We start from the raw sequence: 20,673 nt of genomic DNA, 5'->3' as shown, positions 1-20,673 counted from the left end.
CGGCATCGACTGGGCGCGACGTTGCACGCCGCCGCGACCAGTGCGTTTGCGCTGGTCGTGCTGCTGGCCAGCGCCCCGCTGCATGCCGCCACGGACTGCGGCCAACCGGCCGCGGTCTGCGAGCAGGCCGTCCCCGGTGCGCTCGCGCTGATCGACGCGGGCCGCCCGATCGAAGTGCTGGCCGATTCGCGTGACCATCCCGGGGTGTTGCGCGCCGCGCGCGACCTGCAGTCGGACCTGTCCGCCGTTTCCGGCACGCACGCCGCGTATTCGACCGGCAAGCCGTCCTCGCGCACCGCGATCATCGTCGGCACGCTGGGACGCAGCCCGCGTATCGATCGCATCGTGCGCGGGCACGGCATCGACACGCGTGACGTCGCGGGCCGCTGGGAAGGCCATCTGATCCAGGTGGTCGAGCGGCCCGAGCCAGGGCTCGACCGCGCCCTGCTCATCGTGGGCGCCGACCGGCGCGGCACGACCTTCGGCATCTACGAACTCTCGCGGCGGCTCGGCGTTTCGCCATGGACGTGGTGGGCCGACGTGCCGGTGCCCAGGCGCACCTCGATGCACGTGGCGCCCGGCCGCTTCGCCGACGCGCCATCCGTGCGCTACCGCGGCATCTTCATCAACGACGAAGACCCCGCGCTCGGCGGCTGGATCCGCGCCACGTACGGCACTCCGAACCACCAGTTCTACGAACGCGTGTTCCAGCTGATCCTGCGCCTGAAGGGCAACTACCTGTGGCCGGCGATGTGGGGACGCGCGTTCGCCGACGACGATCCGCGCAATCCCGAACTGGCCGACGAATACGGCATCGTCATCGGCACCAGCCACCACGAGCCGATGATGCGCGCGCACGTGGAGTGGGAACGCCACGGCCAGGGACCGTGGGATTACACGCGCAACGCGCCTGCGCTGCGGCAGTTCTGGCGCGAAGGCATCGAGCGCATGGGCGAGCACGAGAGCCTGGTCACCATCGGTATGCGCGGCGACGGCGACGAGCCGATGACGCAGGACACGGCCATCGAACTGCTGGAAGGCATCGTCTCCGACCAGCGCGACATCATCGCCGGCGTGACCGGCAAGCCGGCCGAACGCACGCCCCAGGTGTGGGCGCTGTACAAGGAAGTGCAGGACTACTTCGACGACGGCATGAAGGTCCCCGACGACGTGATGCTGCTGTTCGCCGACGACAACTGGGGCAACATCCGCCGCCTGCCCCGCCCCGGTGACCGGCGTGCCGGTGGTTACGGGGTCTACTACCACTTCGATTACGTCGGCGGCCCGCGCAACTACAAGTGGCTCAACACGGTGCAGATCGAACGCACCTGGGAGCAAATGCAAAGCGCGTACGCGCATGGCGTGGACCGGTTGTGGATCGTCAACGTCGGCGACATCAAGCCGATGGAATTTCCGATCTCGTTCTTCCTGGACCATGCATGGAAGCCGGAGGAATTCACGACCGACCGCCTGGCGGCGTACCCGGCACGGTGGGCGGCCCAGCAGTTCGGCGATGCGCACGCGCAGGAAATCGGCGAGCTGCTGACGCGCTATACGCAGTACAACGCGCGCCGCAAACCAGAGCTGATCGACGCACGCACCTACAGCCTGGACAACTTTGGCGAGGCCGCGCGCGTGGAAACGGAGTGGAACGACCTCGTCGAGCGGACGGAAGCCGTCAAGCGTGACCTGCCGCAGCAGATGCACGATGCCTACTTCCAGCTGGTCGAGTACCCGGTGCTCGCCAGTGCCAACCTGAACTCGATGTACATCGCGCAGGCACGCAACCATCGCGATGCCGCCGCGAAGCTCGCATCGGCAAACCACTGGGCCGACGAAGTGCAGCGCCGCTTCGATCGCGACGCCGAACTGCAGCGCATCTACGAACAGGACGTCGCCGGCGGCAAGTGGCCACACATGATGTCGCAGGTGCGCATCGGCTACACCGGCTGGCAGCAGCCGGAGAGAAACGTGCTACCAGCCACCACGCGGGTCGCGGCTTCCGGCGGCAGGACGGCTCCTGCAAGCGCCAGCGCGGACGCTTCCACCGCGCCCCCCTGCGATCCGCCTGTCGGCGCGACCGGCTTCATCGAATGCAACGGCATCGTCGCCATCGAAGCCGCACACTACGTGCGCCAGCAGGCGCCCGACGGCCTGCAATGGACCACGATCCCGAACCTGGGCCGTACGCTGTCCGGCGTGGTCGCACTCCCCGCCGACGCGCCGGCCGCAACGCCGGACCAGGAAGGGGCGTGGCTGGAGTACCCGGTGTGGTTCGAGGAAGACGGCGAAGTCGAGGTACGCGTCATCGTCTCGCCCAGCCTGGACGTGCGTGGTGGCGATGGCCTGCGCTTCGGCGTGTCGGTTGGCGATGCCGCGCCACAGGTGGTCAGGATCGGACTGGACCCGACCCCGGGCCATCCGGATTTCCGCCCCTGGGAAGAGGCCGTACGCAACAGCGTGCATGTCGCCGGCTCGCGTCATCGCGTGAAGGCAGGAGCACAGACGCTGAAGCTCTGGCGCATCGACCCCGGCGTGGTGTTCCAGCGCATCGAGATCGCACGCGACGGGCTACCGCGGAGTTATCTGGGACCGCCGGAGAGTGTGCGGAAGTGAGGCGTGACCACCGCACAGCCATTGGCCGTCATCCCCGCGAAGGCCGGGATCCAGCGACTTTGCCCACAGCGCACGGCCCAAGAGAGACATCAAGACACGGATTCCCGCTTTCGCGGGAATGACGATTGAAACATCCAGCCTCGAGCCCCACCGATGAACGCAAAACCCCTCGCCCTGCACGAAGACCGCCTCTTTCCGCCCGACGCGCCTACGCGCGCGATCGCACGGCGGTTGTACACGCAGGTCGCGCACCTGCCCATCGTCAGCCCGCATGGCCACACCGATCCGGCCTGGTTCGCGGGCAACGAGGCCTTCGCCAACGCGACGGAACTGCTGCTGGTGCCGGACCACTATGTGTTCCGCATGCTCTACAGCCAGGGCGTGCCGCTCGATGCCATCGGCATTCCGCACGCGGACGGTTCGCGAGCCGGCGTCGATCCACGCGAGGCCTGGCGTGTGTTCGCGCAGAACTTCCATCTGTTTCGCGGCACGCCGTCGTCGATGTGGCTCAACCATGTCTTCCATGACGTGTTCGGCCTACGTGTGCGCCTGGATGCGGGCACGTCGGATCATTACTACGACACGATCACCGCCGCGCTGCAGACGCCGGACTTCCGCCCGCGTGCGCTGTTCGAGCGTTTCAACATCGAGGTGATCGCCACCACCGAGTCGCCGCTGGATCCGCTACAGCATCACGCGGCGATCCGCGACAGCGGCTGGAATGGGCGCGTGATCACCGCCTATCGTCCCGATGCGGTGGTCGACCCCGAGCACGAGCAGTTCCCGGGCGCGCTGGAGCAATTCGGCGAGATCACCGGCGAAAACGTGTACACCTGGGACGGCTACCTGCGCGCACACCGCCAGCGTCGCGAGTTCTTCAAGTCGAGGGGCGCCACGTCCACCGACCACGGCCACCCGACGTCGGCGACCGCCGATCTGTCCCCGACGGAGGCAAGCGCCCTGTTCGACCGCGTCGTCCGCGGCAACGTGTCGCCGCAGGACGCCGAACTGTTCCGCGCGCAGATCCTGACCGAGATGGCCGCGATGAGCCTGGACGACGGCCTGGTGATGCAGATCCATCCGGGTTGCTTTCGCAACCACAACCATGGGCTGTTCCAGCGTTACGGACGCGACAAGGGCGCCGATATCCCGCTGCGCACCGAGTACGTGCATGCGCTCAAGCCGCTGCTCGACCGCTTCGGCAACGAGCCGGACTTCACGCTGATACTGTTCACACTGGACGAGAGCACCTACTCGCGCGAGCTGGCGCCGCTGGCCGGCCACTACCCGTCGCTGTTCCTCGGCCCGGCGTGGTGGTTCCACGACGCGCCTGAAGGCATGTGGCGCTTCCGCGAGCAGACGCTGGCCAGCGCCGGCTTCTACAACACCATCGGCTTCAACGACGACACGCGCGCGTTCCTCTCGATCCCTGCGCGGCACGACGTCGCGCGCCGCATCGACTGCGCGGTTCTGGCCAAGCTGGTCGCCGAACACCGGATGGACGAGGACGAAGCGATGGAGGTCGCCACGGACCTTGCGTACCGGTTGCCGAAGCAGGCGTATCGGTTGTGAGTCGATGAGTAGCGGGTGCGCGCCGGTCTATTGCTGTCATTCCCGCGTAGGCGGGAATCCAACGTGACGGGCCGGCAGAGTTGGATCCCTGCCTGCGCGGGGATGACAGCAATAAGGCGAGGAACACACGTGACGCCGAAGTTCGTGAAGGGTTCGCCTGACAAGATGCGTGCGGCGCTCGCTGTTCTGTTGCTTTGCACTTCGCATGCGACCACGGCCCTCGCCGCCGACACCTCACGCGAACGCCTGCCACTCAACACCGACTGGCGCTTCCATCGCGGTGATCCGGCCGGCGTCACCGGCCTCGACTACAACGTGCGTCCGAAGGTCGAACGCAGCGCCGATGGCAAGGACGCCGATGCGCGGCCCGACGAAGCGGTAAGAGCGGATGCGCCCGCAGGTGCCGTGCTCAAGCCGTGGATACTGCCCACCGCCAATCCGCTCATCGCCGACCCCGCGAAGCGTCACACACGTCCTCCCGGTCATCCGGGCAGCGACGTGCCATTCGTGCAGGCCGGCTTCGACGACGGCACGTGGCAGCGCGTGACGCTGCCGCACGACTGGGCGGTCGCAGGCCCTTTCCTCAAGGACGGCCCGTATGGCGGCATGGGCCGGCTGCAGACGTGGGGACCGGCGTGGTACCGGCGCATGCTCGACATTCCCGCGAGCGACCGCGGGCGCTCGGTGTTCCTGGATGTTGACGGCGCCATGTCGTATTCGGCGGTGTGGCTCAACGGCAAGCTCGTCGGTGGCTGGCCGTACGGCTACAACTCCTGGCGCGTCGATCTCACGCCCTATGTCGTGCCTGGCGGGCAGAACCAGCTCGCGATCCGCTTGGACAATCCGCCCGAATCCGCGCGCTGGTATCCCGGTGCGGGCCTGTATCGCAACGTGTGGTTGGTGAAGACCGACCCGGTGCACGTGGCGCATTGGGGTACGCGCGTGAGTACGCCGCAGGTATCGAAGGAGCAGGCGACCGTCGCGCTGGACGTGACAGTCGACAACGATTCGGCCACGCCGGTCGACGTCGCGGTCACGACCGAACTGTTCGCGCTGGACGAACACGGCGCGAAGAAGGGACGTGCCGTCGCCCGCCTCGACGGCGGCCGCGCGCGCATCAGCGCGAGGGGCAGTACGAAGCTCAGCGCGTCGGCTTCCATAGCCAGCCCGCGGCTCTGGGGCCCGCCGCCGACGCAGCAGCCGAACCGCTACGTCGCCGTCACCACCGTCACGCGCGACGGCCGCGTGGTCGATCGCGTCGAGACGCCGTTCGGCATCCGTTCGCTCCGTTTCGACGCGAGCCAAGGCCTGTTCGTCAACGGCGAGCGCATCGTCATCCGGGGCGTGAACAACCACCACGACCTGGGCGCGTTGGGCGCCGCGTTTAACATCCGAGCAGCCCAACGCCAGCTGGAGATCCTGCGCGAGATGGGCGCCAACGCGGTGCGCATGGCGCACAACCCGCCGGCACCGGAGTTGCTGGAGCTTGCCGACCGCATGGGCTTCCTCGTCATCGACGAGATATTCGACTCATGGGAGCGCAGGAAGACGCCGCTGGACTTCCATCTGATCTTTCCCGACTGGCACGAGCCCGACCTGCGCGCGATGCTGCGTCGCGACCGCAACCATCCATCCATCGTTCTGTGGGGCGTGGGCAACGAGGTCGGCGAGCAGTACACCGGCGAGGAAGGCGCGGCCATCGCGCGCCGCCTGCACGCCATCGTGCGCGAGGAAGACCCCACGCGCCCGACCCTCAACGCGATGAACTGGGCCAAGCCGGACATGCCGCTGCCGGGCACACTCGACGTGATTGGGCTGAACTACCAGGGCGAAGGCATCCGCCAGGAACCGGAGTTCGAAGGCACCGACCGCATCCGCACGCCGCCGCAGTACGACGCGTTCCATGCGCGGTTCCCGGACAAGGCCATCGTCAGCACCGAGACCGCCTCCGCGCTGAGCAGCCGCGGCGTGTACCTGTTTCCGGTGACGAGTGCGACGAGCGCGCCGGTGCGCGATGGCCGTGGCGGCGATTCGACGATCCGCCAGGTCAGCGCGTACGAGCTGCACGCGGTGGACTTCGGCTCCAGCGCGGACAAGGTGTTCGCCAGCCTGGATCGCCATCCGTTCGTGGCCGGCGAGTTCGTATGGACCGGTTTCGACTATCTCGGCGAGCCGACTCCGTACTACGACTCACGCAGTTCGTACTCGGGCATCGTCGACCTGGCCGGGTTCCCGAAGGATCGCTATTACCTGTACCAGTCTCGCTGGCGTCCTGACCTGCCGATGGCGCATCTGCTGCCGCACTGGACCTGGCCCGGCCGCGAAGGCCAGGTCACGCCGGTGCACGTGTTCACCTCCGGCGACGAGGCCGAACTGTTCGTCAACGGCGTATCGCAGGGAAGAAAGAGGAAGGCGCCGTTCGAATATCGCCTGCGCTGGGACGACGTGGTGTACGCGCCGGGCGAGCTGCGTGTGCAGGCCTACCGCGACGGCAAGCCGTGGGCGAGCGCGAGCACGCGTACCGCCGGCGATGCAGCGAAGCTGGAACTGGTCGCGGACCGGCGCGAAATCCACGGCGACGGACAGGATCTGTCGTTCGTCACCGTACGCGTGCTCGATGCAAAGGGACAACGCGTGCCCACGGCGGACCACCTCGTCCGCTTCAGCGTCGAAGGTCCCGCGCAGATCGTCGCCACCGACAACGGCGACCCGACCGACATGCAGGCATTTCCGTCGCACGAACGCGCGGCGTTCAGCGGAATGGCGCTGGCGATCGTGCGCGGCGTGCCCGGCCGCACGGGCAAGGTCATCCTGCGCGCGCAGGCCGACGGGCTGCCGGCGGCCACCATCGAACTGAAAACCGTTGCGGACCCGACCGCACGATGAGGAGAAGCGCCCCATGATCCGAATGATTCCGCTCCTGCTGGCGACACTCGCACTGCCGGCGCATGCGACGCAGGACCCGCCCCGCGCGGCCACGAAGGACGCTCGTGCCGCGCATGCCACGCTGAAAGACGCCTACGCCGATGCATTCCTGCTCGGCACGGCCGTCAACGACGACATCGTGGCCGGGCGCGACGCGAAGTCGCAGGCCCTGGTGCCCCTGCATTTCAACGCGATCACCGCCGAGAACGTGATGAAGGCCGAGGTGATCAATCCGAAACCCGGCGTGTACGACTTCGCGGCCGCGGATGCCTTCGTCGAGTTCGGCCAGCGCCACCGCATGTTCATCGTTGGCCACACGCTGGTCTGGCACAACCAGACGCCCGACTGGTTCTTCACGAAGCCGGACGGCACACCGGTTGGCCGCGAGGCGCTGATCGAGCGCATGCGCGCCTACATCGAACAGGTCGCCGGCCGTTACAAGGGCCGCGTGCAGGCCTGGGACGTGGTCAACGAGGTGATGGGCGAGGATGGCCAATACCGCGACACCAAATGGGTGACCGGCATCGGCAGCGGCGACGAACTGGTGCGGCTGGCCTTCACCTTCGCCCAGCGCTACGCGCCCGACGCGGAGCTGTACTACAACGACTTCAACGCGTGGCGACCGGAGAAGCGCGACGGCATCGTGCGCATGGTGAAGATGCTGCAGGCGGCGGGTGTGCGCATCGACGGCATCGGCATCCAGGGACACTGGGGCCTCAACTACCCTTCCACGGCGGACATCGAGGCCGCCATCGACGCCTATGCCGCGCTCGGGCTGAAGGTGATGATCACCGAGCTGGACGTGGACGTGCTGCCACTGACCAGGGAAGGCCAGATCATCGGCACCGGCATGGCGCATCCGCAGTTCCAGCTGCCCGAGTTCAAGCGTTTCCTCGACCCCTACCGCGCCGGTCTGCCGGCAGACGTGCAGCGCCAGCTGACCGAACGCTATGCGGAGCTGTTCCGCATCTTCCACCGCAAGCGTGACGTGATCACGCGGGTGAGTGTGTGGGGCATCCACGACGGAATGTCATGGAAGAACGACTATCCGATCCCGCATCGCATCAACTATCCGCTGCTGTTCGATCGCGAACGTAACCCGAAGCCCGCGCTGGACGCAGTGCTCAAGGTGCCGCAGTCGGCAGACCGCTGACAGCCACGAGTTCAAAGCGTCGACGCTCCTGCTTTTGCTGGTTTGCTCCCTCCCCTGCGTGCAGGGGAGGGTTGGGGAGGGGTTCGAGCCGCACCGCGGCGAGCTCGGCGCTGACGCGCCTCACAACCCCCTCCCAACCTCCCCCTGCAAGCAGGGGGAGGAGCTCAAAGCGTCGACGCCTGCCCCATCGACTGAGCGCGATGGCAGGCGTCTGGCTGGCTCAGCGCGCGTCCTGAAGGGCGCGCGACACAGCGTCCGGCGTGCCGTCGCCCAACGCCGCGTAGGCGTTCTGTAGCGCCTGGACAAAGCGTGCATCGCCCGAGATCGGCGCGAATACCGTGTCCAGTGCAAGGAACGCCGCGACATCGGCCTGCGCATCGCCGGTGCACGCGCGGCCGATGCTGCTCAGCGACGCGTCGAGCGGGTCGACCAGCGCCACGCCATTGCGCGCCTGGCGACGCACGAACTGCAGCCAGCCCGCGACGGGCAGGCACAGCAGATCGATGGAGCGTTCCGCCGTGAGCGCATCGGAGATCGTGCCCAGCAACCGCACGGGAATCTTCTGCGAGCCATCCCACGCGATCTGCGCCAGCCGATGCTGGATGGCGGGATTGCGGAAGCGCTCGAGGATGGCGCTCACGTAAGCCTGCGCATCGAATCCGCGCGGCGCGATCACGTTGGGCACGATGGCTTCGCGCATCAATCGCTCGACGAACTGCGCGAGCACCGGCGTAGCCATGGCCTGCGTGACGGTTTCGATTTCCAGCAGCGAGCCCAGGTATGCCAGCGCCGAGTGCGGCGCGTTCAGCAGGCGCAGCTTGGCGCGGTCATAACCGGCGATCTCGTCGCTGATGGTCACGCCCACGCGCTCGAAGGCCGGGCGCCCGTTGCAGAACGCGTCCTCGATCACCCATTGCGTGTAGCGCTCGCGTTGCACGGGCCAGGCATCGTGGACGCCCAGTCGCGCATCCACGCGCTCGCGCAGCGCGTCGTCGGTGGCGGGCGTGATGCTGTCGACCATCGAGCGCGGGAACGTCACGTTGCCGGCGATCCACAGCGCCAGCTCCTCGTCCAGCTTCTCCGCGAACTGCAGCACCGCGCGGCGCAGCTTCCCGCCGTTGTCGGCCAGGTTGTCGCAGCTGAGCACGGTGTACGGCGCAAGATCCTCCTCACGGCGGCGACGCAGGCCTTCGACGAGGTAGCCGATGGCGCTGACGGGCGTCTGCGACGAGGCGAGATCGTGGACGATGTCGGGATGCGCCAGGTCGAGGTTTTCGCCTATGAGGCAATAGCCCTTCTCGGTGATGGTCAGCATGACGATACGGACGTGCGGATCGGCCAGGCGCTGCAGCACTTGCTCGCCCTGCTCGCGCGCGGCCAGCACTTCGCGGATTGAGCCGATCACCCGCAGCTGCGGCGTTACGCCGAGCAGTGCCAGCGTGTACAGGCCGTCCTGAGGCTGCAGCGCATCGCGCACGTCGCGGCTGTTCAGCGACACGCCACTGATCGCCCAGCGCGGCTCTGCAGCCAGGAGATCGTCGATATAGACGGCCTGATGTGCCCGGTGAAATGCGCCGACGCCGATATGCACGATGCCGATCTGCGTGGCGGCGCGGTCGTACGCGGGCCGCGCGACAGCATTGGGTAGGGCAGGCAACTTGCTTGGATCGAGGCGTGGCAGATTCGATTGCGTCATGGACTTTGCTGTTCTTGCTTCTGCTGTTTCCGTTCGAGCCGTCATCCCCGCGAAGGCGGGAATCCATGGCCCAGACTTGTCATGCCTTCGTGAGACCGTACGGCAGCGGACCGATGGATTCCCGCTTCCGCGGGAATGACGGCTTCAAAACATCGGCGCCTTTCTTGCTGTCCATTCCCACGTAAGCGAGGTTCTTCCGGACCGTCGATTGGCGGCACCATCAAAGGCCACGGTCGCGTCACATTGGACCCCGCCTTCGCGGGGATGACAGCTTTGAATGGCGGGCTTTCTACTTCGAGAAGCCGGCCGTTCTGCCGTCAGCTTCAAGAAGCCGACCGCATGCTCACTCCGTCACCACGACCTTCTGCTTCACCCGTATGTCCGCACTCGACGCGCCGATCCGCACCTCGTACGTGCCGGGGTCGACCGTGTACGCCTTGCGTTGCGGGTCGTAGATGCGCAGGTCGTCCGCAGGCGTGAAGGTAAAGGTCACGGCGCGCTCCTCACCCGGCTTCAGGTGGATGCGCTGGAAGCCGCGCAGTTCCTGTCGCGCACGCTCGCGCTTCGGGTCGACCGGCTTGAGGTACAGCTGCACCACTTCGTCGCCGGCGCGCTGACCGGTGTTCTTGACCTTGACGGTGGCCTGCACGCGATCGGTCGTGCCGGCCTTCCTGCGATCCAGCGTCAGGCCCGAATAGTCGAAGCGGGTGTACGACAGGCCGTGGCCGAACGGATACAGCGGCTCGCCTTCGAAATAGCGATACGTGCGGCCCTTCATCGCGTAATCGTCGAACGCGGGCAGCTTCTCGTCGGCCTTGTAGAACGTGACCGGCAGGCGGCCGGCCGGGCTGACGTCACCGAACAGCACATCCGCCACGGCGTTGCCGCCGCGCTGCCCCGGATACCACGCCAGCACGATCGCCGGCAGGTTCTGCTTGGCCCAGTCCACGCCGAGCGCGGAACCGGCGGTCAGCACCAGCACGACCGGTTTGCCGGTGGCATGCAGCGCTTCGAGCATCTTGCGCTGTGTCGCTGGCAAGCGCGTGTCGGTTCGGTCGCCGCCGGCGAAGCCCGGATAGTTGACCGTCATCTCCTCGCCTTCGACGTCGCCGGTCAGGCCACCCACGAAGATCACCACGTCCGATTCGCGCGCAACCTGCAGCGCTTCCTCGAAGGGCGGCTTCGCACCGGGCATGCTCCACGCCAGGCGCACGCCGGCGTCGCGTTCGTCGTCGTAGTACTCCAGGCGCAGGTCGTAGGCGCGGCCGGTCTGCAACGTCACCGTGGCGCTGTCCGCGCGCAGGCGATCGGTCTTGTCCCAGTGATCCAGCAGCAGCTTGCCGTCCAGGTAGAGGCGGAAGCCGTCGTTGGCGGCCGTTTCGATGCGGTACTGGCCCGACACCGGCGGCAGCAGCTGGCCGCTCCAGCGGATGCTGAAATTGTCGGACGGTACGGACTGGCCGCCGTGCGCTTCGCCGCGCGCCATCAGGTTGTCGGTCGGCGAACCACGATCCCAGCGGAAGCCGATCTGCGGATCGACGCGGGTCAGCGCGGGCGTGCCGGAGAGATCGCGCGTGCGGAAGTACTCGCCCTTGAGCCCGCGCTCGGTCGAGCCGGCCGCCGGACGCAGGTATTGCGGTTCGATCAGCGGCGTGGCGGCGGGATCGTCGCGGCCTTCGACCAGGTCGACACCACGCGCATGCACCACCTGCGCCTGCGGCGCTGCCTCGCGGATGCCCTGCAGGATCGTCACCGGCGCCGCCGGCGTGCCGTAGTAATTGCCGAGCAACGCCATGGTGTCGTCGGCGGTCGGACCGATGACGGCGATGCGCTTGAGATCGCGCGACAGCGGCAGCACGCCGTCGTTCTTCAGCAGCACGATGGATTCCTGCGCCACCTTGCGCGACAGCGCGTCGTGCTGCGGCGACTGGTTCACCGAGTACGGAATGCCGGCCCAGCGCACCATCGACGGCGGGTCGAACATGCCAAGGCGCATGCGCGCGGTGAACAGCTGGGTCACTGCGCGGTCGACTTCGGCTTCGGTCAGCAGCCCCTTGCGCACGGCCACGGGAATCGACGGCGCGTAGGTGTCGCCGCAGTCCAGCTCGGTGCCGTTCTTCACCGCGAGTGCGGCGGCTTCTTCCGGGGTGGCGACGATCTTGTGGTTCTTCCAGATGTCGACGATGGCCCAGCAGTCGGAAACCACATAGCCCTTGAAGCCCCAGTCGCGACGCAGCACGTCCTGCAGCAGGAACCTGCTCGCGCTGGCGGACTCGCCGTAGACACGGTTGTACGCGCCCATCACCGCATCGACCTGGCCTTCCTTCACCAGCACTTCGAACGCGGGCAGGTAGGTCTCGTACAGGTCGCGCTCGCTGGGATGCACGTCGAAGGTGTGGCGGTCCGCTTCCGGCCCGCTGTGCACGGCGAAGTGCTTGGCGGTGGCGTCCAGCTTGCGGTACTTCGGGTCGTCGCCCTGCAAGCCCTTCACGAACGTCACGCCCATGCGCGCGGTGAGGTACGGATCCTCGCCGTAGGTTTCCTGGCCACGGCCCCAGCGCGGGTCGCGGAAGATGTTGATGTTGGGCGACCAGAACGTCAGGCCCTGATAGCGGCCGCGTTGCCCCTGGCGCGCGAACTCGTGGTGCTTGGCGCGCGCCTCGTCGCTGATCGCCTCGCTGACCTGCGCCATCAGGGGCACGTCGAAGGTCGCCGCCATGCCGATGGCCTGCGGGAACACCGTCGCCCCGCCCGCGCGTGCGACACCGTGCAGCGCTTCGTTCCACCAGTCGTAGGCGGGCACGCCCAGGCGCGGAATCGCCGGTGCGCCATTGGCCATCTGTGCCGCCTTCTCTTCCAGCGTCATCTGCGCGACCAGCGCCGCGGCGCGATCCTCGAAGCTGCGCGTGGTGTCGAGCCAGGGCTTTTCCGCCGGCGAAGACGAGGCCTTGCCCTGGGCGCAGAGCGAGGCGGAGATCAGCAGCAGGCCGGTCGCGATGGCAACGCGAAGCCCTTTCGTCCGAAACACGACAGTGCGCATGTCCGTCTCCTTACTGGTCGGCGCGCACCAGGCGCGCGTAGGGGCCGAGCGTGGCGCCGACGAATCCGCCGGCGACGTCGGTGCTCAGCAGCGTCGCGTCCACGTCCTGCTTCAGCGTTTTCCAGCCCTTGCCGGTGTCATAGGCGAAGGCGTAATCGCCCTCGTCGCCGGATACCTTCAGCCGCAGTTCGCGTGTGTCGCGCGGCAGCGTTGCCCGGGCAAGCGTGCGCGTGGCATCGCCGCGCCGTTCGCGCAGGGACAATGCGACGCCATCCTTCGTGCGACGTGCGACGAAGGCCAGCCAGTAGCGTTCGTTCTGGAACGCGGCCAGGCCCGCTTCGATGCCTTCCTCGGGCACCTGCAGCGACGTGCTCGCGTCGAACGCGAGGTGCTGCTGGCGCCGCGCGAGGAACGCGGGATTGCGCAGCGTGTCCAGCCCTTCGTCCAGTGGATGGACAGCCAGTTTCCCCGGATGCGACTTCAGGTCGGCCCACGGCTGCTTCGGCACGCGCGCGAACATCCACGCCGTATCCAGCACCGGTTTGTCGAAGTCGTCGCGCCAGGTGAAGTTGCCGCTCAGAGGCGCCTGCGTTGCGTCGCGCGCCATGAACGAGGGGCCGTCGACCACCTGCGGAATGCGCGTGCCGTGCGGCAGGATGGTCGGCCAGCCGTCCTTCCACTCCACCGGCAGCAGGAAGGTCTCGCGTCCGGTGTTGTAGCGCACCTTGTCGTACATGCGGCTTGCAAGGAAGATCGCCCACCACGTGCCGTCGGTGGCCTGCACCAGGTCCGCATGGCCGGCGTTGCCGATTGCGTCCGCGCGGTCTTCGGGCAGGTCGCGCTGCGTCAGGATGGGATTGTGCCGGTACGGCGCGTACGGACCCCAGATGTCGCGGCTGCGCGCCACCACCTGCGAATGCTGCAGGCTGGTGCCGCCCTCGGCGCAAACCAGGTAGTACCAGCCATCGCGTTTGTAGATGTGCGGGCCTTCGATCCAGATCGGCTTCTGGGAGATGTCCATGCCACCGTTGATCAGCACCTTGCGCGGGCCGACGGGCTGCAGGGTGTCGGGGTCCAGCTCGGTCATCCAGATGGCGCGATGGCCTTCGTACAGCGGCGTGCCTTCGGGCGCGTCGTTGTTGATGAGGTAGACCTTGCCTTCGTCGAAGAACAGCGACGGATCGATGCCGTCGATGCTCTTGAGCCAGATCGGGTCGGACCAGGGCCCGGCCGGGTTCTTCGCGGTGGCGATGAAGTTGCCGCCGGCGTCCACCGACGTGTTGAGCACGTAGAAGGTGCCGGCGTGGTACTCGATGGTGGGCGCGAACACACCGCGCGACATGCCCAGCCCGTCGAAGTCGAGCTGCGACGGCCGGTCGATGACGTTGCCGACCTGCTTCCAGTGCACCAGGTCTGCGCTCTCGAACACCGGAATGCCCGGGAAGTACGTGAAGGTCGAGTTGACCAGATAGAACTTGTCATCCGCGCGCGTCACGCTCGGGTCGGGATAGAACCCGGCGAGGATCGGGTTGCGGTAACGACCGGGCGGCAGCGGCTGTTCGAACATCTTGTCGTGTCCGCGGTATTCGAACCAGTCGAAGAGGACGGGTTCGGCGGCCTGTGACACAAACGTGGCCAGCAGAAGCGGAATGGCGAGCTGGAAGCGTTTCATCGTGAACCTCGGGAGAACGTGCCTGTTCTGTAGGAGCCAGCTTGCTGGCGACAACCTCATGGCAGTGGTCGCCAGCAAGCTGGGCTCCTACAGGTGAAATCACCAGTCCCACATCGCGCCGTCTTCCAGGCGCGCGATCGGAAGCTGCTTGGGCGAGTACGGGTATTTCGCCGCGAGCTTCTCGTCGATCTCCACGCCGTGGCCCGGGGTGTCGCCCACGTGCAGGCGACCGTCGCGCAGCACGTAGTCGTGCGGGAAGACCGCATCGGTCTCGTCGCTGTGGAACATGTATTCCTGGATGCCGAAGTTGGGCACCCACGTATCGAAGTGCAGCGCGGCGCCCATGCACACCGGCGACAGGTCGGTCGCACCGTGGAAACCGGTGCGCACCTGGTGCAGGGCTGCGAAATCGGCGAGCCGGCGGATGTGCGTGATGCCGCCGCCGTGCACGATGGTGGTGCGGATGTAGTCGATCAGCTGGTTCTCGATGAGGTGCTTGCAGTCCCAGATCGAGTTGAACACCTCGCCCACCGCGAGCGGCGTCACCGAGTGCTGGCGGATCAGTTCGAACGACTTCTGGTTTTCCGCCGGCGTGGAGTCCTCCAGCCAGAACAGGCGGTACGGCTCCAGGTCGCGCGCCAGGCGCGCGGCCTCGATGGGCGTGAGACGGTGGTGCACGTCGTGCAGCAGTTCGACGTCCGGGCCGTGATCGGCACGCAGCTGTTCGAACAGCTTCGGCACCACCTGCAGGTACTTCGGCGTGTTCCACACGGTTTCGGCCGGCAGCTCGCTTTCGGCCGGCTCGTACGCCCTGCCGGTGGAAATGCCGTACGCCTTCTTGATGCCGGGCACGCCGCACTGCGCGCGGATGGCGATGAAGCCCTGTTCGATGAAGCGGCCGACGGCTTCGCTGGTCTCGGCGATGTCGCGACCGTTGGCATGGCCGTACACCAGCGCGCCTTCGCGCGATCGGCCTCCGAGCAGTTGGTAGATCGGCAGGCCAGCCATCTTGCCCAGGATGTCCCACAGCGCGACGTCGACGGCCGCTATCGCCGTCATCGTCACCGGACCGCGGCGCCAGTACGCACCGCGATAGAAGAACTGCCAGATGTCCTCGATGCGGCCGGCATCGCGGCCGATCAGGTTGGGCACCACGTGGTCCTGCAGGTACGACGCCACCGACAGCTCGCGCCCATTGAGCGTGGCGTCGCCGAGACCCGTCACGCCGGAGCGCGTGGTGATCTTCAGCGTGACGAAGTTGCGGCCCGGGCAGGTGACGATGACCCTGGCATCGACGATCTCGCGATCGCGTGCGGAACTGTGGCGGGACGGTTCAACGGAAGTGGCGGTGCTCATCGTGCGGACTCGTGGGAAGAGGAAGCCGGCGTGACCGGCAGTTCGAAGGGACCGGCCGGTAGCCCGGCGCTGTCGTAAAGCGTGCAGACGGGGCTGTCGGCCCAGCAGTGGCGTACGCGCGTAGCGGTGGCGGCATTCGGTGCGCGCAGCGACACGGTGCGGCCGCGGATCGTGGCATCGGCGTATTGGCAGGTGCCGGCCGTCACGCCGCAGAGTTCGAAGCCGACTGGACCGTTGGCGCCGTAGGCGAGCAACTCGCCGGTCACGTCGTCGAAGTCGATGTCCACGCTGTCGCCGTTGCGACGCACGGCGGACGGGACCGGACCCGACGGCGGCAATGCTTCGCCGTACACGACATGGCGCGTGGCGCGAGCCAGGCGACGGCCGACTTCCTGCTTGTTGGCCGGATGGATGTCGTAGCGGTCGCCGATGTCCACGGCGATGGCCAGACCGCTGCGCGCGTCCTCGTCGACGGCCAGGCGCTGCGCTTCACGCAATGCCGCGGTGTCGCTCTCCGTGGGCTTCGAATTCGCCGCGCCGTAGCCGGCCAGCTGCACCACCAGCAGTGGCAGGTCCTTGCCGAAACGCGAACGCCAGTCGTTGCGGAACACGCGCAGCAGGTCGCGGTAACGTCCCGCCTCCCAGGTGTTCGATTCGCCCTGGTACCAGAGCATGCCGCGCAGGCCGTAGCGGCCGATCGGCGCGATCATCCCGTTGTACAGCGTCGACAGGCCGGCTGCGGTCTGCCACGGCGCACGCGGCGGCGAGCCGACGTCCTTTGGCGCGATGCGGTAGGTCCACGCGCCGTCCAGCGACACCGTCGAGCCGTCGGCGAAGCGCAGCACGCGCGGCGAATCGCCGTACAGGCCGCCGTCGCGATAGGTGTCGAGCACGTTCACGACGACGGTGTTCTCGCCGGCGTGCAGCAGGCCGGGCGGCAGCGTGTACTGGCGGTCGGCGCCACCGTAGGCACTGCCGACACCGCGACCGTTCACCCAGGTCTGGTCGATCTCGTCGACGTTGCCCAGCACCAGCGTGGCGGGCTGCGCCGCCTGTTCGGCGGTCAGCTTCACCGTCGTGCGATACCAGACCATGCCGTTGAAGTCGGCCAGTTCCGGCACGCCCCACCGTTCCCACGCCACGAGTTCGCGCGGTGCCTTGCGCCAGGTGCCGGCGGGACGTTCGGGGCTCCACGGCCGGTCGTCGGCAGCGATGTCCTTGCTCGCGCTCCACCACGATTGCCACAGCTCGCCCCACTTCGCGGCGGCACCGACGGGGTCGTCCGCGTACTGCGCGAGCACGTCGAGTTCCGCATCGTGGTTGCCGGTGGCGCGCAGCGCATCGCCGCTGGTCCACGCCTGGATGCGCGAACCGCCCCAGGCCGCGTTGATCAGCCCCATCGGCACGTCGACGGTCTTCTGCAGCTCGCGCGCGAAGTAGTAGCAGGTCGCGGAGAAATCGCGCACGGATTCCGGCGTGGTCGGTTGCCAGCGCGTCGGCGTGGCGAACGTCTCCAGCGGCACCGCACTGCCGGTCTGCGGCACGGTGAGCAGGCGGATGCGGTCGTTGTCGGCACCGGCGATCTCCGCGCGCGAATCGAGCGTGCGGTGCACCTGCAGTTCCATGTTCGACTGGCCCGAGCACAGCCACACGTCGCCGATCAGCACGTCGTCGGCCGTCTGCGTCGTGCTCCCCGCACTGGCGGTGAGCTGGTATGGGCCGCCGGCCTTCATCGCGGGCAGCGTCGCCTCCCAGCGTCCGCCTGCATCGGCGCGTGCCATCGCGCGCTTGCCGGCAAGGGTGATCTTCACCGCAGTGCCCGGTGCGGCCTGGCCCCACACCCGGATCGGTGCATTGCGCTGCACGACCGCATGGTCCTGGAACATCGCGTGCAGCAGCGGCGCACCCTGCGCGTCTGCCGCGTTGGAACTCAAAGCGGCGGCCAGCAGTGCGCCGCCCAGCAACATCCGCATCCCTCGCATCCTCATCTCAGCCATTCCCCGGGGCGAACGGAAACTCGAGCGACTCGTAGTACTCCAGCGCGTGCGGCGGGAGCGCCTCGCCTGCCGGCAACGGTCGGCCGGAGAACGTCTGGAAGTAGGCGATGCTGCCGTCGCGCCACCACTGCGCTTCCTTCTCCTGGATGGCCAGGAACGTCGCGACCTGCGCGTGGCGCTCGGGGTCGATGCGGCCTTCCAGCCCATCCCAGGTACGCCGCATGCCGCGCACGTAATCGACGCCGCGCGAGTAGTGGTGCACCAGTTCGTCCCACAGGGGACGGCCGGATTGCGTCGTGTAATCCCACGGCAGATGGTGGAACCACAGCAGGAACTGCTCCGGCGTCTTCTTCACGTCGTCGAACTGCGCCGCGACGGGCGGTGCGTACTGCGACACCGCATCGCTGCCGCGACGCGTGCGATCGAAACCGATGCCGTCCTTTGTCGCGCGGTGGTAGTACACCGATGTCCAGTCCGCGCGCGGACCGCCTTCCACCCACGGACCGGGGCCATAGTGATGACCGCGTCCCATCAGGTGGTGCAGGCCCATCGGCGTCATGTAATCCACGACCGCCTCGCGCGAGCCCATCATCATGCCGACGATGGGCTGCACGACGTCGGCGTCGTTGGAGAACGTCATGCGCGTCCATTCCTCGGCGATGTCGCGCGAGGACAGCGCCGGGTTCCACGCCAGGCGGCCGTAGACGTACCAGTTGGCCTGGTCGAAATGCGAGCCGCTCCAGTTACGGTCGCTACCGATGTTGGCCACGCCGGCCATTCCGGTGAGTTTGTAGCCGTGCAGCGAACCGTCCACCACCTTCGCCACCGTCGAGCCCTTGCCGCGCACGTGCGTGTCCGCGCGCAGGGTCTCCTCGTACATCGGCCCGAGGTACGCGAGATGCGTGGCGAAGCCCAGGTATTCCTTGGTGATCTGGAACTCCATCATCAGCGGCGTCTTCGGCATGGCGCCGAACAGCGGATGGAAGGGCTCGCGCGGCTGGAAGTCGATCGCGCCGTTCTTTACCTGCACCAGCACGTTGGCGTCGAACTTGCCGTCCAGCGGCTTGAACTGGTCGTAGGCGTGGGCGGCGCGGTCGTGCTTCGGATCGTCCCCCAGGCCCTTGCGCTTGCGCGACTCGGGCGGCTCGTACACGAAGGCACGCCACATCACGGTGCCGCCATGCGGCGCCAGCGCGCGCGCCAGCATGTTGGCGCCGTCGACGTGGTTGCGGCCATAGTCCTGCGGGCCGGGCTGGCCTTCCGAGTTGGCTTTCACCAGGAAGCCGCCGAAGTCGGGGATGCTGCGGTAGATCTCCTCGGTCTTGCGGCGCCACCAGGCGGCCACCGCCGGGTCGAGCGGATCGGCAGTGGCGGTCTCGCGCAGGTCCAGCGGGGTCGACCAGCGCACCGAGAGGAACACCCGGATGCCGTAGGGGCGCAGGACCTTCGCGACCGCGGCGGCCTTGGCGATGAAGGCCGGGCTCAGTACCTCGGCCTTGGCATTGACGTTGTTCAGCACCGTGCCGTTGATGCCGAGCGAAGCGTTGGCGCGCGCATAGTCCAGGTAGCGCGGATCGACGATGGCGGGCAGTTCCCACCAGTTCCAGATCGATTGCCCGGCATAGCCGCGTTCGACGCTGCGGTCCAGGTTGTCCCAGTGGTTCAGCACGCGCAGCGGCAGGGCAGGGTTCGAGACCAGCGGACTGCGCACCAGGGAGGCGGCGCTGCCGTCCTGCAGGGCGCGCAGCCAGGCGAAGCTGCCATACAAGAGGCCGATGTCGCTCTTCGCAGTGATCAGGAAGACGTCCTGGCCCTGCATCCGGGTGCGGGCAAGCAGGTAACCCTCCGGGCCGATGCGGTCCAGGGAGCCGCGCAGCTCGGCAGGCAGCCCGGCGGGCAGGCCGTCGCTGCGCGCCAGCACCACGCTGCCTGCGCGGATGGCGGTGGCAGCCTGCGGCACCCGGCCCAGCATGCCGCCCAGGGCGCGCTGCAGTTCGGTGCGTGCGGCCAGCACGGTCGGGGTCTCGGGCGCCAGGGTGACGATCGCACTGGCCGGCACTGCGGCTGCCTGGGCGGCAGGCAGGGGGCGATAGCGTAGCCAGAGTTGGTAGCCGTCTTCGTCGGCGCGGGCGGCGGCTGCGAACATGGCGCCCAGCAGCAAGGCTGCCAGGGCGCGAACCAGCACGGATGCGAGGGATCGCTGCAAGATAGTCTCCGTCGTTTTGTTGTCCGGCCTAGCTGCGCCCGACGTATGTTGGAATCCGGATGTTAGCGCAAACTTTTTTAAACGGTAACTAATTTCGCGTGTGCGCCACGCTTTTTCTGCGGTCGCCTTCGCAGCAAATATATTAGTTGACAAGTATAAAAGTTGAAGTTTAGACTAAAAATGATTGCGATAACATTTATGTTATTGAAAATGTTGGTCGCGTCGCCGACAACATGTTGCATAAAAATATTCAGGAGACAATCATGGTCCAGCAGCGATTCCTGCGCCCCGGTCAACCCGGCGGCCGCATTCTTCAACTGACCATCCTCGCCGGGCTGGTTTCGGCAGCGTACGCGCAGGAGGCGGCGCCAAGTCCCCAGGGCTCGATCCAGACCGTGCAGGTGACCGGCTACCGCGGCAGCCTGGAAACCTCGGCGCGC

11 protein-coding genes are annotated in these 20,673 nt (G+C 67.3%); 5 read left to right on the top strand and 6 right to left on the bottom strand.

What is annotated here, in order from left to right; all coding sequences use genetic code 11:
* Nucleotides 1–9: 9 nt before the first annotated feature.
* From VFE83_RS14595 to VFE83_RS14580, 4 genes are all read left to right on the top strand, one after another.
* Complete coding sequence (locus VFE83_RS14595; RefSeq protein ID WP_414674759.1) at nt 10–2,616, top strand: glycosyl hydrolase 115 family protein; 2,607 nt, start codon at nt 10–12, stop codon at nt 2,614–2,616.
* A 153-nt stretch (nt 2,617–2,769) separates the two neighbouring features.
* Entirely contained in the window at nt 2,770–4,188 is a 1,419-nt protein-coding gene (gene uxaC / locus VFE83_RS14590; RefSeq protein WP_324907409.1) for a glucuronate isomerase, read from the top strand.
* Between the two features lie 165 nt (nt 4,189–4,353).
* Nucleotides 4,354–7,074, top strand: a complete 2,721-nt coding sequence (galB, locus tag VFE83_RS14585) for a beta-galactosidase GalB (protein ID WP_324907693.1) — start codon at nt 4,354–4,356, stop codon at nt 7,072–7,074.
* A 13-nt stretch (nt 7,075–7,087) separates the two neighbouring features.
* Nucleotides 7,088–8,266 carry an endo-1,4-beta-xylanase gene (locus VFE83_RS14580; RefSeq protein WP_324907407.1) on the top strand — a complete coding sequence of 393 codons (1,179 nt, stop codon included), beginning with the start codon at nt 7,088–7,090 and terminating at the stop codon, nt 8,264–8,266.
* Between the two features lie 220 nt (nt 8,267–8,486).
* Here the strand turns inward: VFE83_RS14580 and VFE83_RS14575 are convergent, their stop codons facing one another.
* The 6 genes from VFE83_RS14575 to VFE83_RS14550 form a co-directional block, all read right to left on the bottom strand.
* Nucleotides 8,487–9,962: a mannitol dehydrogenase family protein gene (locus VFE83_RS14575; RefSeq protein WP_324907405.1), complete on the bottom strand. Its 1,476-nt coding sequence runs from the start codon at nt 9,960–9,962 to the stop codon at nt 8,487–8,489.
* 343 nt (nt 9,963–10,305) lie between these two features.
* Nucleotides 10,306–13,002, bottom strand: a complete 2,697-nt coding sequence (locus VFE83_RS14570; RefSeq protein ID WP_324907403.1) for a glycoside hydrolase family 3 protein — start codon at nt 13,000–13,002, stop codon at nt 10,306–10,308.
* 10 nt (nt 13,003–13,012) lie between these two features.
* Complete coding sequence (locus VFE83_RS14565; RefSeq protein ID WP_324907401.1) at nt 13,013–14,674, bottom strand: glycoside hydrolase family 43 protein; 1,662 nt, start codon at nt 14,672–14,674, stop codon at nt 13,013–13,015.
* Between the two features lie 99 nt (nt 14,675–14,773).
* Complete coding sequence (manD, locus tag VFE83_RS14560; protein ID WP_324907399.1) at nt 14,774–16,030, bottom strand: D-mannonate dehydratase ManD; 1,257 nt, start codon at nt 16,028–16,030, stop codon at nt 14,774–14,776.
* A complete protein-coding gene (locus VFE83_RS14555; protein ID WP_414674753.1) occupies nt 16,027–18,012 on the bottom strand; it encodes a sialate O-acetylesterase in 1,986 nt (661 codons plus the stop codon). Before VFE83_RS14555 ends, manD begins: the two co-directional genes overlap by 4 nt.
* Before the next feature lie 7 nt (nt 18,013–18,019).
* The gene (locus VFE83_RS14550; protein WP_324907691.1) at nt 18,020–20,173 is read right to left on the bottom strand and encodes an alpha-glucuronidase family glycosyl hydrolase; all 2,154 of its coding nucleotides are present in this window, start codon (nt 20,171–20,173) and stop codon (nt 18,020–18,022) included.
* 293 nt (nt 20,174–20,466) lie between these two features.
* On the opposite strand from VFE83_RS14550, the gene VFE83_RS14545 reads away from it, so the two are divergent.
* A partial coding sequence (locus tag VFE83_RS14545; protein ID WP_324907395.1) for a hypothetical protein occupies nt 20,467–20,673 on the top strand: 207 nt, incomplete at its 3' end.

The sequence above is a fragment of the Lysobacter sp. genome, assembly GCF_035655815.1.
Taxonomy (GTDB): domain Bacteria; phylum Pseudomonadota; class Gammaproteobacteria; order Xanthomonadales; family Xanthomonadaceae; genus Lysobacter_J.
This window is presented reverse-complemented; position numbering and strand designations above follow the sequence as displayed.

Excerpts from the sequence above, each read along its gene's own strand:
- uxaC (WP_324907409.1), top strand. The coding sequence starts at position 2,770 with ATGAACGCAAAACCCCTCGCCCTGCACGAAGACCGCCTCTTTCCGCCC.
- galB (WP_324907693.1), top strand. The coding sequence starts at position 4,354 with ATGCGTGCGGCGCTCGCTGTTCTGTTGCTTTGCACTTCGCATGCGACC.
- VFE83_RS14580 (WP_324907407.1), top strand. The coding sequence starts at position 7,088 with ATGATCCGAATGATTCCGCTCCTGCTGGCGACACTCGCACTGCCGGCG.
- VFE83_RS14575 (WP_324907405.1), bottom strand. The coding sequence starts at position 9,962 with ATGACGCAATCGAATCTGCCACGCCTCGATCCAAGCAAGTTGCCTGCC.
- VFE83_RS14570 (WP_324907403.1), bottom strand. The coding sequence starts at position 13,002 with ATGCGCACTGTCGTGTTTCGGACGAAAGGGCTTCGCGTTGCCATCGCG.
- VFE83_RS14565 (WP_324907401.1), bottom strand. The coding sequence starts at position 14,674 with ATGAAACGCTTCCAGCTCGCCATTCCGCTTCTGCTGGCCACGTTTGTG.
- manD (WP_324907399.1), bottom strand. The coding sequence starts at position 16,030 with ATGAGCACCGCCACTTCCGTTGAACCGTCCCGCCACAGTTCCGCACGC.
- VFE83_RS14555 (WP_414674753.1), bottom strand. The coding sequence starts at position 18,012 with ATGCGAGGGATGCGGATGTTGCTGGGCGGCGCACTGCTGGCCGCCGCT.
- VFE83_RS14550 (WP_324907691.1), bottom strand. The coding sequence starts at position 20,173 with ATGTTCGCAGCCGCCGCCCGCGCCGACGAAGACGGCTACCAACTCTGG.